This window comes from Rubrobacter taiwanensis (assembly GCF_004337705.1).
GTDB classification, from domain to species: domain Bacteria; phylum Actinomycetota; class Rubrobacteria; order Rubrobacterales; family Rubrobacteraceae; genus Rubrobacter_C; species Rubrobacter_C taiwanensis.
Genome location: NZ_SKBU01000023.1, coordinates 1 through 13,342 on the forward strand (window position 1 = coordinate 1; position 13,342 = coordinate 13,342).

The 13,342-nt window shown below is 67.5% G+C and carries 16 protein-coding genes; 4 read left to right on the plus strand and 12 right to left on the minus strand.

The annotated features are described in order from the left end of the window. The coding region (locus E0L93_RS12125) for an inositol-3-phosphate synthase (RefSeq protein ID WP_207890469.1) at nucleotides 1–328 on the minus strand (328 nt) is incomplete at its 3' end. An 89-nt stretch (nucleotides 329–417) separates the two neighbouring features. On the opposite strand from E0L93_RS12125, the gene E0L93_RS12130 reads away from it, so the two are divergent. Continuing rightward, nucleotides 418–1,116, plus strand: coding sequence for a phosphatase PAP2 family protein (locus E0L93_RS12130; RefSeq protein ID WP_132692301.1), 699 nt, complete (start codon nucleotides 418–420; stop codon nucleotides 1,114–1,116). 77 nt (nucleotides 1,117–1,193) lie between these two features. Here the strand turns inward: E0L93_RS12130 and E0L93_RS12135 are convergent, their stop codons facing one another. Genes E0L93_RS12135 through E0L93_RS15885 form a run of 3 tightly spaced genes read right to left on the minus strand, consistent with a single transcriptional unit; the run spans nucleotide 1,194 to nucleotide 3,561 of the window. Continuing rightward, nucleotides 1,194–1,703, minus strand: coding sequence for a GNAT family N-acetyltransferase (locus tag E0L93_RS12135; protein ID WP_132692303.1), 510 nt, complete (start codon nucleotides 1,701–1,703; stop codon nucleotides 1,194–1,196). A gap of 18 nt (nucleotides 1,704–1,721) precedes the next feature. After that, entirely contained in the window at nucleotides 1,722–2,261 is a 540-nt protein-coding gene (locus E0L93_RS12140; RefSeq protein ID WP_132692305.1) for a 2'-5' RNA ligase family protein, read from the minus strand. A 58-nt stretch (nucleotides 2,262–2,319) separates the two neighbouring features. Further along, the gene (locus E0L93_RS15885; RefSeq protein WP_165874341.1) at nucleotides 2,320–3,561 is read right to left on the minus strand and encodes a hypothetical protein; all 1,242 of its coding nucleotides are present in this window, start codon (nucleotides 3,559–3,561) and stop codon (nucleotides 2,320–2,322) included. A gap of 46 nt (nucleotides 3,562–3,607) precedes the next feature. On the opposite strand from E0L93_RS15885, the gene E0L93_RS12150 reads away from it, so the two are divergent. After that, entirely contained in the window at nucleotides 3,608–4,936 is a 1,329-nt protein-coding gene (locus E0L93_RS12150) for an MFS transporter (protein WP_132692307.1), read from the plus strand. A 4-nt stretch (nucleotides 4,937–4,940) separates the two neighbouring features. On the opposite strand, the gene E0L93_RS12155 is transcribed toward E0L93_RS12150, so the two are convergent. Together E0L93_RS12155 and E0L93_RS12160 are read right to left on the minus strand one after the other, a co-directional pair. Further along, complete coding sequence (locus E0L93_RS12155; RefSeq protein WP_132692309.1) at nucleotides 4,941–5,720, minus strand: SDR family NAD(P)-dependent oxidoreductase; 780 nt, start codon at nucleotides 5,718–5,720, stop codon at nucleotides 4,941–4,943. Continuing rightward, a complete protein-coding gene (locus E0L93_RS12160) occupies nucleotides 5,713–6,618 on the minus strand; it encodes an NAD-dependent epimerase/dehydratase family protein (RefSeq protein ID WP_132692311.1) in 906 nt (301 codons plus the stop codon). Before E0L93_RS12160 ends, E0L93_RS12155 begins: the two co-directional genes overlap by 8 nt. A 107-nt stretch (nucleotides 6,619–6,725) precedes the next feature. Here E0L93_RS12160 and E0L93_RS12165 point away from each other — a divergent pair, with 107 nt between their 5' ends. Beyond that, nucleotides 6,726–7,712: an aldo/keto reductase gene (locus E0L93_RS12165; protein WP_132692313.1), complete on the plus strand. Its 987-nt coding sequence runs from the start codon at nucleotides 6,726–6,728 to the stop codon at nucleotides 7,710–7,712. Nucleotides 7,713–7,918: 206 nt separating this feature from the next. Further along, a complete protein-coding gene (locus E0L93_RS12170; RefSeq protein ID WP_243638224.1) occupies nucleotides 7,919–8,380 on the plus strand; it encodes a TVP38/TMEM64 family protein in 462 nt (153 codons plus the stop codon). Here E0L93_RS12170 and E0L93_RS12175 read toward each other — a convergent pair. From E0L93_RS12175 to E0L93_RS12195, 6 genes are all read right to left on the minus strand, one after another. Beyond that, nucleotides 8,362–9,129 (minus strand): SIR2 family NAD-dependent protein deacylase, encoded by a 768-nt coding sequence (locus tag E0L93_RS12175; protein WP_132692317.1) that lies wholly within the window; start codon nucleotides 9,127–9,129, stop codon nucleotides 8,362–8,364. The two genes, E0L93_RS12170 and E0L93_RS12175, sit on opposite strands and share 19 nt — an antisense overlap. Before the next feature lie 20 nt (nucleotides 9,130–9,149). Continuing rightward, the gene (locus E0L93_RS12180) at nucleotides 9,150–9,743 is read right to left on the minus strand and encodes a TetR/AcrR family transcriptional regulator (RefSeq protein WP_132692319.1); all 594 of its coding nucleotides are present in this window, start codon (nucleotides 9,741–9,743) and stop codon (nucleotides 9,150–9,152) included. Beyond that, nucleotides 9,733–10,479: an MBL fold metallo-hydrolase gene (locus E0L93_RS12185; RefSeq protein ID WP_132692321.1), complete on the minus strand. Its 747-nt coding sequence runs from the start codon at nucleotides 10,477–10,479 to the stop codon at nucleotides 9,733–9,735. Before E0L93_RS12185 ends, E0L93_RS12180 begins: the two co-directional genes overlap by 11 nt. A gap of 100 nt (nucleotides 10,480–10,579) precedes the next feature. After that, nucleotides 10,580–12,313, minus strand: coding sequence for a Rieske (2Fe-2S) protein (locus E0L93_RS12190; RefSeq protein ID WP_132692323.1), 1,734 nt, complete (start codon nucleotides 12,311–12,313; stop codon nucleotides 10,580–10,582). A 12-nt stretch (nucleotides 12,314–12,325) separates the two neighbouring features. Continuing rightward, nucleotides 12,326–12,469, minus strand: coding sequence for a hypothetical protein (locus E0L93_RS15890; RefSeq protein WP_165874342.1), 144 nt, complete (start codon nucleotides 12,467–12,469; stop codon nucleotides 12,326–12,328). Nucleotides 12,470–12,810: 341 nt separating this feature from the next. Further along, complete coding sequence (locus E0L93_RS12195; protein ID WP_165874343.1) at nucleotides 12,811–13,260, minus strand: GNAT family N-acetyltransferase; 450 nt, start codon at nucleotides 13,258–13,260, stop codon at nucleotides 12,811–12,813. Between the last annotated feature and the right edge of the window lie 82 nt (nucleotides 13,261–13,342).

Sequence of the window (13,342 nt, forward strand, 5' to 3'; positions counted from 1 at the left end):
CCTCCTTGACCGCCTCAAGATGCCCCTTCTCAAGCACCCCAGCCGTAACAGCCGCCTCGTAGGCGTCGTCGGGCAGCACATCCCACCCCCCAAATACCAGATCCTCAAGCCTATAGAGAGGGACGAAGTCTTTGATCTTCGGCACGCGGTTCTCGGTGCGCTTGCCCAGACGAATGGTGCCCATCTGGGTCAGGGAACCGACCGGCCGGCCGAGCCCTCTCTTGATCAGCTCCACCCCCGCGATGAAGGCGGTGGAGACCGCCCCCATGCCCACCAGAAGTACCCCCAGCTTCCCGGAAGGCTCCCGGATCTCCCTGCCCTTGCTCATCCAGAGCTCCTCTCACTCGGGTACGTCTCGCCCAACACCGGGTAGCATACTCGAAGATCCCGGTGCAAGTTCCGGTTATAAATACAACCATGAGACTACGAGAGTTCATACACCGCCTGCACGAAAACCCGATGTTGGTCATAGGGCTGCAGCTGGCCGCCGGACTCACCCTGGCGCTCACGCTGCTGCTGGGCTTCGAATCGCTGGCAGAAGAGGTCTTCGAGGGCGAAACACACCGGCTGGATGAGGCGATCCTGAACTGGATCCACACCACCTTCCCCCCGCACCTCGAACCGCTCATGCTCGCCGTAACAGCGCTAGGTTACTACTGGTTCGTGGGCATCCTGCTGGCCATCGCCGCCCCAGCCCTGTACCTTCGGGGCCTGCGCTTCTCGGCCGCCCTGCTCACGATCTCAACCGCAGGCAGCATGGTGATCACTACCGCCCTGAAAGCGCTCTACCAGCGCGCCCGGCCCGAACTCTTCCAGACGGACTACGTAGCCTCGTTCTACTCCTTCCCGAGCGGACACGCTACCATCTCGGTCGGATTCTACGGCGTCCTCACGATCATCATCGCCAGCCGGCTCCGGGGAGCGAGCCGCTGGGCTATCTGTACCCTGGGCCTGACCCTGATGATGGCCATAGGATTCTCCCGCCTCTACCTGGGCGTGCACTACCCGAGCGATATCCTCGCCGGATACTTGACCGCCGGCTTCTGGGCCGCCACGGCAGCCTCAACCCTCTACACCTGGCGCCTCCTGCGAACCGTGAAAACACGCAAACACTGAACGGCCGGCACGCAATTATCCACTTATCCACAACATGTTGTGGATAATCCCAAAGTCGCCTCCGACATACGGTACGGTCAGTCCAGGAGCTTCGCCATGGCGTACTCATCCAGGTAGCGGCCGTCCACCAGCAGGGAGTGTTTTCTGGTGCCCTCGATCTCGAATCCCATCTTCCTGTACAGCGCGATTCCGGCCGTGTTATGCGTCATGACGGTAAGCTCCAGGCGGTGTACGCCGCTCCGGCGTGCCCAGGCTTCCAGGCGTTCGAACAGGCGGGTTCCGATACCCCGGCCGGTAAACTCCTGCAGGATACCGACTATTATGAGCGCCGAATGCCGCTTCCGGCGCACCCGGCCGCCGAAGGCTCCGAGGAGGCCCACCAGCTCGCCTCCCCCGTCGACGACCAGCAGCGTGCTATTCTCCTGTGCCTTCACCTCCCGGATTCTCCGCCGCATCTCATCCGCCGTATGCCGGCGTTCGCCCGGTTCGTAGAGCATGAAGCTGGTCTCCCAATCCAGCTTCGTGTAGAGGTTCAGGAGCGCTCCGGCATCGCTCTCCCGGGCTTCCCGGATCTCCGGTTCAGACATAGAATCCTCCAGTTCGCATCACGGCCCCAGTCCCACCTGAAAGATCAGCTCGTGTTCCGCCCCTGCCCTCTGGATCAGGGCCAGGTTGTTCACCGGCACCTTCCAGCCGAACTCCCGGTCCTTGAGCCAGCACAAGACATCCGGGAGTAGTTCCTCGAACCTCTCTCCCTGAGCGAGGGTTATGTGAGGTATCCAGTACTCCGGCCTGTAGTAGCCGGAGATATTCTGGCCGGTCCCCGAGAGCTCGCGCCACAGCACCCGGTGCAACCAGCTGAGCGCGGGGGTTCGGACGATGGGAACGTAGAGCACGGGCCGCTCCCCGGTAAACACGCCCAGCCCGGAGGTCCGCACCTCGAAAGGAGACACCTCGCGGGCGAACCCGCGCAAGAGCTCCTTGAGCCTCCCGACGTCATACTCTTCCGCGACCTGATAGGAGAAGTGCGGCAGGTGCCCGGCGTAGTCGCCGCGGATGCCGAATCTCTCTTCCAGCCCGCTCCGGATCTCCTCCACCGCCCGGCGGTGCTCACCGACCAGCAGCGATGCAACGGCCTGCAGCATATCCAGCAGGATGATATATCATGCCGAGATGCGCGGGCATCATCGCCAGCGAAGAAGACTACCCGGCCGCCTCGCGCAGCACCTCGACCACGAAGCCGTTGAGCTGCAGGTAGCCGGGTACGTCGCCGGGCTCGGGGTCGGCGTGGGCGAGCGCGGCGGTCACCAGCACTTCCGCGTCCGGGGCGCGTGCGGCCAGGGCGCGGGACTCGGCGACCGGGAAGTACTTGTCGCGGGGCGGAGAGGCGAGCCTCACCGGGGCCTCTATCCGCTCCGCGCGTGTGATGGGCGAGAGCTCTTCGATGCGCGCGCGCGTCTCCTGCGGCAGACCGGCGTACAGCTCGTCGAAGCGCCGGGGATCGGTATTGCCGAGGATCCGGACCACCTGCCGCGCCGCCGGTGAGAGATCCTCCGAGGAGCAGGCCCGCAGGAGCGAGAGCGGGCCTCCCGTCTCCGGCGGCAGGGCTTCGAACAGTTCTCTCAGCCCCGCGCCCGCCCGCGCGCAGGCGCGGAAGGCGGCCAGCGGGTCGGGCGAGCTCTGATCCAGAGGCCGCAGCGCCTCTACAAACTCCGAGCCCTCCTGCGGCGGCAGACCCGCGAACAGGGAGCGGGCCACCACGAGAGACAGGTAGGGGTCGGCCTCGAACCGCACCAGCTCGCCGTCCCGCAGGTAGGTCCCGGTGGTGCCGATGCGGATCGCCTCCCGGATGTCGGTATAGGGTGCTACACCCGCCACCACCGTGACGCGCTCCCGCAGGCCGGGCTCCGATGCGGCCACCAGAGCCAGCGAGGCCCCCACCGATACCCCGGCGAGCCCCACCCGGCCGCCCTGGGTGTCTTCGTCGTTCGCGACGGCGCGGATGACGTCCACGGAAGCCTCAACCGTCTCTGCCGAGATCTCGCCCAGCGGCAGCCCGGCAGGCTCCGGGGCATAGACCACGTACCCCGCGCGCGCCAGCCCCTCCGCCAACCGCCGGAGCGTCGGGTTCTCCCGGCCCAACGGGTCCGCGCCGGTGATAAAGACAAACGCCGGGTGCGGCCCCTCCCCCGATGGGTACGCCACGAGCGCCGGAGAGCCCGCGACATCCCGGTCCTCCAGCCGGGGCTCTCCCGTGGCGAAGCGCGCGACATCCCCGAGCAGCGGAGCCTCCAGAACCGTCCCCAGGATCACGAGCGTCCGGAGCTGGGCCGCCGCCTGCTCCCGGTAGACGAGCCCCAGAGCCAGCGCCACGGCCAGCAGTCCCGCCCCCAGAGCGAGCAGGAACCTGAGCAGGCGATTTTTCAGAAGATCTCCGGCAGGCACGACTCCCGAACGGGTGGCGACCCTTCTCTAGTAATATTTATACTAGATGGCGGATACTTCGACACCCGTTCCCCGCAAGGTCTCCTCCGCAGCCGTGGGGGCCTGGATTGTCTACGACTTTGCGAACACGATCTTCTCGCTCAGCATCCTGAGCTACTTCTTCCCGCTGTGGCTTGGGGATGAACTCGGGGGCGGGCCGGATCTCTTCAACTACATCACCGCGGGCTCGATGCTGCTGGTCGCGCTCACCGCGCCGTTCTTCGGAGCCGTGGCCGACCTGCGGCAGCGGCGGATGCCGTACCTGATCCTGTTCACCGTGCTGGCCGGGCTTGGGGTGCTGGGGCTGGACCTCTTCGGAACCGTCGCCGCCGCCGCGGCCATCTTCATCGCGTCCAACTTCGCCTACCAGACGACCCAGGTCTTCTACAACTCGCTGCTGCCCGGCATTGCGGGCCGGCGGGGGGCCGGGAAGATCAGCGGCTACGGCGTGGCCGCCGGATACATCGGGAGCATCTTCGCCCTGCTCTTCCTGACGCTGTTCGTCACCAACGCCAGTATGATGAAGGAGATCCTGGGCCCGCTCGGGTTCTGGCTGCAGACCGACGAGGAGCTCAACTCCAACGCCTTCGTGCCCACGGCCGTGCTGTACCTCCTCTTCAGCCTCCCGGCCTTCTTCCTCGTGCCGGACCGGCGGGTGAGAGAGCCCAGACCCGTGCGGGTGCGGGAGACGTACCGGGACATCCTGCGGACGGTGCGCAACATCCGGCAGTACCCGGGCATGGGGGCGTTTATCATTGCCACCTTCCTCTTCACCGACGCGGCCAACACCGTGGTCACGAACATGTCGCTCTACGGCCGGGTCGTCTTCGGCATGCAGCAGGAGGACATCCGCAACCTGCTCATCTTCTCGACCGTGTTCGCGATCCTGGGGTCTACGGCGTTCGGGTTCGTGGCCGACCGCCTCGGGCCGAAGAAGGCCATGGTGATCGTGATCTGCGTCTGGCTCACCGCCGTGCTGGTTGCCACGGCGGCCGTCGAGGCCTGGATGCTGCTGCTGGCCGGGCCGCTGGTCGGGGTGGCTCTGGGCTCCACGTGGGTGGTGAGCCGGGTGCTGCTCGTGGCCCTCTCCCCCTCCGAGAAGGTCGGGGAGTTCTTCGGGTTCTACGGGCTGGCCGGACGCTTCTCGGCCGTCACCGGCCCGCTCCTTACGGGGCTCATCCTGACCGTGTTCGGCGGTCTCGGCCCGGGAGCGTACCGTATCGCGGTCTTCTCGCTCTTCATCACGCTCTCCATCGCCCTCATAATCCTGCTCCGGGTCCCGGACAAGCGTCCGGACCGGGTGATCGAGGAGTTCTCCGCAAGCCCTCCGGGCTGATACCTCACCTGTGGGAGAGCCTCAGGCTCTCCCAGCTCCCGTCAGAAGCCCAGCCGCCGTCCACCGAGAGGGCGTGGCCGTTTACGTAACCGCTCTCGACCGGGTCGGCGAGGAAGGCGACGGCCCGGGCGACGTCCTGCGGGCGCGCGAACCGGCCCATCGGGGTGCGCCCCTCGATGTCCGCGTCCGTATATCCGCCGCCGGCCTGGTCCTCCTCGTCCATCTCGGTCTTGACCCAGCCGGGGCACACGGCGTTAACCCGCACCCCGCGGCCACCCCACTCCGCCGCCAGCGTGCGCGTCAGCCCGACGAGCCCGTGCTTGCTGGCGTTGTACGCCGAGCGGTCGGCAACCCCCAGAAGCCCGGCCACAGAGCTTACGTTCACGATGCTCCCCGCGCCCTGCTCCAGCATCGCCCGCCCGAACTCCCGGCACATGAGAAACGGGCCGGTGAGGTTCACCTCCAGCACCCGCCGCCAGTCCTCCGGCCTCGTCTCCTCGGCCGGGGAGATGTGGCTGATGCCGGCGTTGTTCACCAGCACGTCCGCACGCCCGAACCGGCCGGACACCTCCGCCAGCATCCGCTCCGCATCCTCCTCGTTCGAAACGTCGCCGGGCAGTGGGAGCGCTGTGGCTCCCAGCTTCTCCACCTCCTCCACGGTCGCCTCAGGAGCCCGCAGGTCGTTCGCAGCGACCGCGTACCCGCGCCGGGCCAGCTCCAGCGCGACCTCCCGCCCGATGCCGCGGGCCGCTCCCGTGACGACCGCGACCCGCAGCTCAGTCATCCCGCGCCCCCGCGCCGGGCCTCAGCCGGCCGTTCTCGTCCAGGTAGTCCCGCCAGGAACGTCTGGGGGAGTAGCCCAGCATCCGCTCCGCCTTGGCGCAGGAGATCCCGGCCGCGTCCTCGCGGGGGAGGGCCCGGATCTCGGGCGCCCGGTCGCCGTAGTACTTCTCGACCAGCTCCCGGAACGGCCGCCCCGTGCAGTTGTCCGGGGAGGCTATGTAGAAGACCTCGTGGCCCGGCAGGTCGCTCTCGACGGCGAGCCGGATCGCGTCCGCCAGGTCGTAGAGGTCTACGTAGCTCCAGAAGTTGGGCGAGAGGATGGAGGGGTCGCGTACCTGCGGTCCCAGGTTGCGCTCGTAGTTGCCCTCCCACTGCACCCAGCTCGGCCGGATAGAGATGCACCGGATATCGCTGCGGCGCACGGCGGCGTCCATGAGCTGCTCGGAGAAGTGCTTGGCGAGGGCGTAGGGGTCCTGCGGCCGGACCGGGTGCTCCTCGTTCACCGGCACGTAGTCCGGCAGGAACGGCCGCTCCGGGAAGAAGAAACCCGGCACCGTCTCGCTGGAGATGTTCACGAACCGCCGCACTCCGAAGCGCACCGCGGCCTCGACCGCGTTGAAGACCGCCATCAGGTTGTTCTCGAAGACCACGTGCGGCGGGTTTTTAGTCGGTTCCGGGATCGCGGCCGCGTGCACCACGGCCTCCGCCCCGCGCACGACGGCGAAGGCGTCGCCCGCGTCCGCGAGGTCCGCCTGGACGTAGGGCAGCTCGCCCGGCAGCGGGCGTTCGAAGACGGGAGGCCCCAGGTCCGTCGTTGTGACCTCGTGTCCTGCATCGGCGAGCGCGGCAGCCGCCGCACTCCCGACCTTGCCCCGTGCTCCGGTCACCAGTACGCGCATGCACCAGTTCCTTTCTCCTCGTTTTCCGGACCATCTTAGCCGATGTGCGGGGTGCACCGCGGCAGGGTATAGAATCTTGCGCGAGCGATTCGGAAAGGAGTTACATCTTGGAAGAGGTGCGTCTCGGCAACCAGGGCCTCACCGTCTCCCGCATAGGGCTCGGGTGCATGGGGATGAGCGAGTTCTACGGACCGGCGGACGAAGAAGAGGCGATGGCCACAATCCACCGGGCTCTGGAGCTGGGTATCAACTTCCTGGACACGGCGGACATGTACGGGGTCGGCCGCAATGAGCGGCTGGTCGGCCGCGCCATAGAAGACCGCCGGGAGGAGGTGGTGCTGGCGACCAAGTTCGGCATAGTGCGCGCCGAAGATGGGACGCGGCTGGGCATCAACGGCCGCCCGGAGTACGTGCAGCGAGCCTGCGACGCCTCACTGCTGCGGCTCGGCGTGGACCACATAGACCTCTACTACCAGCACCGGGTAGACCCGGACGTGCCCATCGAGGAGACCGTGGGCGCAATGGGAGAGCTGGTGGAGGCGGGGAAGGTTCTCTACCTGGGCCTCTCGGAGGCCGCGCCGGAGACGATCCGCCGGGCGCACGCCACGTTCCCGATCTCGGCGCTGCAGTCCGAGTACTCGCTCTGGAGCCGGGACCCGGAAGATGAAGTGCTGCCCGCAGTGCGGGAGCTCGGGATCGGATTCGTCGCCTACAGCCCGCTCGGGCGGGGTTTCCTCTCCGGCGGCATCACCGCTCCCGAAGATCTGCCAGAGGGCGACTGGCGGCGCAACAACCCCCGCTTTCAGGGCGAGAACTTCCGGAAGAATCTGGAGCTGGTAGAGCGGGTGAAGGAGATCGCGGCCGAGAAAGACGTCACGCCCGCCCAACTCGCCCTGGCCTGGGTGCTGCACCGGGGCGAGGATATCGTACCTATCCCCGGCACCAAGCGCCGCCGGTACCTGGAGGAGAACGCCGCGGCGGTGGAGATAGAGCTGGACCCGCAGGACCTGGAGCGCATAGAAGAGGCGCTGCCGAAGGGAGCGGCCGCCGGGAACCGCTACGACGAGTCCACCCTGCGCACCGTGAACCTGTAGGACGCGGGCAGATCGGGAAACTGAGCCCATCCATCTCGAACCCCGGCAAATTTCTGGCCGGGACGGCCGCAGCCGCAGCGGCCGCCCTCGTCCTATGGTGGACCGGCGCGTGGCAGTGGTCGTGGGAGATTTTCTCGGACCGGGAGCAGGCCCGGCGGCTCGTCGAAGATGCCGGTGCCTGGGCCCCGGCGGCATACGTGCTGCTGATGGTCCTCCAGTCCGTGGTTCCCCCGCTGCCCGCCACCCCGATACAGGTCGCCGGCGGCTACGTCTTCGGAACCCCGGCGGCGTTCGCAATGTCTTGGGCGGGCATAATGCTGGGGAGCGCGATCTGCTTCGGCATCTCCCGGCTTACGGGCCGGCGGTTCGTGGTCCGCAGCCGCCGGCTCGCGCGTTTGGACCACAGCATCCAGAAGCACGGAGCCATCATAGCCTTCGTCGCGGGGCTAATACCCCTGATCAGCTTCGGAGCCGTAAGCTACGCCGCGGGCCTTAGCGGTCTGTCCTTCTGGAGGTTCATCCTGGCCGCGGCGCTCGGACTGACGCCGAGCACGCTCGCCATCGTGCACCTCGGCGGAGCGGAGACGGCCCCCGGGATCTACGCGGCGCTCGGAGCCCTCGCGGCGATCTCCGTCGCAGCCTACGCATACTACCGGCGGCTCTCCTGACCCCAGGCGGCCTCTAACAGCGCAGGAAGCATCTCACCGGACGGCCCGCGCAGGGTATAGGTGGCGCTCCCGCTGAGCGGGGTGCGTTCGGGGTTGATCTCGACCACCATCGCCCCGCCGTCGAGCGCTACATAGGGCAGGGATGCGGCCGGCTGTACGAGCGCCGAGGTCCCGACGGAGAGGAAGAGCTCGCAGCTCTCGGCCGCCTCCAGCGCCCGCTCCACCGCTCCGGGCGGCAGCATCTCCCCGAACCACACCACGTCCGGCCGCAGAAGACCGCCGCAGTCCGGGCAACGCGGCGGGACCTCCCCCGCATCCTCCCGGCCCTCGACGATCCGATCCTCGCCGAAGCACCGCGTGCGGTGGATGTTGCCGTGGTATTCGACGACGTTCCTGCTCCCGGCGCGGCGGTGCAGCCCGTCCACGTTCTGCGTGATGAGCGTGAACTCCGGAACCCGCCGCTCCAGCTCCGCCAGCGCATAGTGGCCGGGGTTGGGCTCCGCCCGCGAGACCAGCTCGCGCCGCCACGCATACCACTCCCAGACCAGCTTCGGGTCGCGCCGGAAAGCCTCGGGCGTAGCCAGCTCCTCCGGGCTGTAGCGCTCCCAGAGACCCGTCTGGGCGTCGCGGAAGGTCGGTACGCCGCTCTCGGCCGAGACGCCCGCGCCGGTCAGAGCCGCAACGCGCCGCGCGGAACGCAGTTTCTCTACAATCTCCAGAGGAATATCCGGTGTGATGGAAGCACTCATGGCAACGCACCCTTTCTACCTCAGTCCGACTTTCCGACCCCGGACTCCCCGCCCGCGCAGGCAAGGCCGGTCAGGTAGGTCCGCACGGCCTGCTCGAAACTCCGGTCCACCTCCCGGGGCATGCCGAAGCCTCCACAGAGCTCCAGCGAGACGAAGCCGTGGCAGAGGCTGCGGAGGCCCCGGACCGCATCGAGGCGGTCCTCAGATCCTAGCCGGTAGGGCTCCAGCGCAGCCCCCACAACCTCAAGTATCTCCCCGGCCGCGCTCGAATACCGGCCGTCACCCGGCTCCGGAGCCCGCAGGGTGGCGGCGTAGAGGTCCGGATGCTCTCTGGCGAAAGCGCGGTAGGCGTCCGCAATCGCGAAGACCGCCTGCTCGCCGCTCTTGCCCACCGCAGCCCGCATGAGAGACCCGGCCAGCCGCTCTACTCCCAGCACCGCCACCGCGCGTTTTAGCTCCTCAAGACCCGCGATGTGGTTGTAGAGCGAGGGAGCCCGGACGCCGAGGCGCTCGGCCAGCCGGCCTACCGTAAGGCCATCCAGGCCCTCCTCATCGACCAGAGAAGCAGCGGCCTCAACCACCGCCTCCCGGTCCAGACCCGCCCTAGGCGACACGCCGCACCCCCACACCGGCATCCTCGCTCCTCCCCACACGCCGTTCGGAGACGGCTATCGCCCGGTCCATCGCCTCTAGAGGCTCTTCGAGCACCTCGCCGTGGCCCACCGCCAGCCGGGACGGCTCGAGCGCCCTCAAAAGCTTAGCGCTCTCAAGCGCCGTCGGCTCGTGCCAGGTCGCCAAAGCCGGGAAGGGAAAGAGCACCCTCAAGGTCCCGGCCACCGCAACCCCCGCGCGCGTCTGGAAGGCGTCGCCGGCAAACAGGGTCCCGTCCCTGGTCTCCAGGAAAGCCACGTGCCCCGGTGTGTGCCCCGGAGAAGACACCACCTCAAGAGATCCCACCCTCTCACCCGGCGACAGCAAGCGCGTGGGTCTGGTCCCGCACACCCGCCATCCCCCGCGCAGCCGGACCTGGGGCTCCCCAGAGTCCAGGCTCATCTCCCCGCCGAGAAAGCGGGCCTCTCGCGCCGAGACCATCACCTCCACCCCGGGTAAAGCTCCGCCTAAAGCATCCAGCGAGCCCACATGGTCGCCGTGGGCGTGCGTCAGCACAACGCGCCGGATCTCTCCCCCATGCTCCCGCGCAGCCTCAAGTATCGCCCGCTCGCTGCCCGGAAGCCCCGCGTCGATCAGGGTGAAGCCGTCCTCCTCGCGTACCAGGTAGCAATTGACGGGAAAGACCCTCGGATAGCGAGTGATCTGAACCATGTTCTCCCCGTGAGCAACGACCCTCATCTCTTCGCCTCCTCGGTTCCGGCGCGGCCATTTACTATCGTACATAGTTTAAAACTACCTATATTAGTTTGTCAACGGCCGGAACGCTTGAGGCATCCTCTCACTCGAAGATGCGTTCGCCGCGCTGGAGCCGGCGTGCTATCGTGTAGGTCTGTCCCTGCCGCCGCACCGTTGGTGAATGCGCCGCCAGGTACCGGGTGGCGGCGACCAGCACGGCATCGCCTTCCTGCCGGCCGCGCAACGCTTCGTACTGCCGGAAGGCGGCCTCGACGGCCTGGATGGTGTGGAAGTCCCGGTCCTCGCGCAGGAGCAGCCCGCCCAGCGCGGCCATAAGCCGGTCGGGATCTCCGGCCGCCAGGTAGCGTGCTACCAGACGCCCGGCCTCATCCACCTGCTGCTGCCGGTTCAGCAGATCCGGCAGTTCCTTCAGCAGGGCCTCCGGGTCTTCTTCTCCGTCCGGTTCCGGAAGGCGGGCCGGGGGCACGTTCAGGAAGCGGTCCAGGTAGACGCTCATTGCCGCGTCGAAGACGCCCCGCAAAAGCTCCGGCGAGGGCGCGCGCCGCAGGCCCTGATGCACGGCGTTGGCGAAGGTGAAGGTATGCAGCGCGGTATCCCAGTCGCCGAACTCGTTACTGGTCGGGAAGCGGGCGATACGCAGCGCGGCTGTGTAGGCTACGGTACCGGCCAGCTCCGATTCGGCAGCGCCTTCGCGCAGGGCCGAGAGCAGGGCGTCCGAGATGGCCTGCGGGTCTTCGCCCAGCAGCACCGGCACGAGTTCCTCGCGGCCGCTCCATCCTTTTTTGTGGTGCTCCCTCCCCGCTTCCAGCGCGGCGGGCAGCTGCTCGAAAGCATCGTCCAGGATCTCCACCAGATCCACCGGGTTGCGCCAGGAGTTGGACTCCTCCATGCGGCCGGCGTTCGCGTAGCCGCGCGCCAGGCCGCTCAGAACGAGCCCGGCGTGCTCCCAGCCCGCCACGTCCAGCGCCTCGCAAGCTTTGTTGGTGAAGTCCAGCGGGTGCCCGGCGTCTATGTAGCGGTGGTCGGTCGCGGCGGCGAAGAGCATGTCGGCCAGCTGCCGGTGGCCGGCTCCGCTCCTGGCGGCGGAGACTATGCAGCGTTCGGCACCTTCGGCGTCGCGCACCTCCACGAACCGCCGGAACCAGTGCTTGAGGGTGGGAAGGTCTGCGGCGGTGTCCGGCAGGGGCCTGAGGGGGAATCGCGGCGGCGTGCCGTCCGAGTCTCCGGCGACGGCCGAGAGGCCGTGGTACAGGGCGCGGGGTCTGTCCTCAGGTTGCAGGCGAGGCAGCAGGTTCATCATGCAGGTGTGGATGGTGAGCCCCGCCCCCCAGCCGTTCCTGCGGTAGCGAGCGCCGAAGAGCAATCCCTCGCGGAAGGGTTCGGCGGGATCTTCGCCGGCTTCCAGCAGCGAGATCACGGACTTCGCCATCACCAGCGAGATGTTGCGCTCCAGCCCGTCCCGCAGGCGGCTGCGCCGGTACTCGCACCGGTCGCCGCGGGGCGTGAGGTCTACCCACACCTCGCCATCCCGGACCTCGACCGGGAAGATGCGGACGTCGTCCGCCCACTGGTCGAAGGTTCCGCCGCTCTCCAGGTCGAAACGGGCGTGATGCCAGTGACAGGTGAGGATGCCGTCCTCGACCGTGCCCCGGTGCAGCGGGAAGCCCATGTGCGGGCAGCGGTTGTCCAAGGCGTAGACTCTGCCGCCCGTTGAGAACAGGGCCAGCGAATGCCCCTCTACCCGAACGGGCAACCTCCCCGCTCTCTCAACATCCTCCAGACTCGCAGCGCGCACGAAATTGGCCTTCGTCTCCATAGCCCCCCTTTCCTAAAGCCGCCGGCCGACGTGCTCGTAGTCGTAGGGCGTGATCTCGAACGGGTTGCCCCGCCCGTACCACTCCGCGGCCTCGTAGCGGTCCGGAACGAAGAGTTCGACGTGGTCTATCTGCTCGACCCGAAAACCGTTGTGCATTCGACTCCTCCCGTATCCACCCTGATTCTAACCCCGCAGCAGGCGCAGATCCCCGAACTCGCACCAGAAGCAGCGCTCGCGCAAGGCTTCGGCGTACGCGGCCTCCGGCACTCCGGGCCGAGTTCACGATCTTGTTCCAGAGTTCATCCGGCCTCCTCCGTAACGGCGTAACCCTTGCAAACAGAATGTACGGCAGGTGAAGCCTTCCGCCATCGGACGGCGGACCCGTCTTCGGGCTGTACTTCGGTACAGGTGTTATTCAGAGACCGGGAGTGCGGTGCGCTCCCGGAGCCGGCACAGCTCGATGCCGGCAGGGCGGTCTTACCGGCACACCCCGGCCCTCACCCCTCTGCTTCCCGCACCATCTGAGCGAACTCCGCTCCGCCCTCGCCTTCGAAGAGGCATTCCCACTCGAACCCGGCCCGCTCGTAGACCCGGATCGCGCGCCGGTTGGAGGTCGCGACGGTCAGCCGGAACGCCGCCGGAGAGAACCTCTCCCGCGCGAAGCGCAGGATGGCCTTCACGACACCGAGCCCCAGTCCTTGCCCGACGAGATCCGGGCGCAGCCCGAGCCCGATATCCAGCGCATCCCCATCGTAATTCCCGCCCGGCACCCGCGCATCAGGTCCGGCGCAGAAGAACCCGACGAGCTCGCCGTCCTTCAGGATGGCGTGGTAGTTATTCTCCGGGGCCAGTAGCACCGCCAGCAGCCCTTCTGCCGGTTCATCGTGCGATGAACAGGGCTTCCCGTAGCTCCAGCTCAGGATCTCGCGCGCGTAGCGCTCATTCACCGGTTCAAACTCGTACAACATCCTGCGACACGCACCCATAGATTATATGCTCCGCCCTGATAACTCGGTCGGGGTCGGTTAG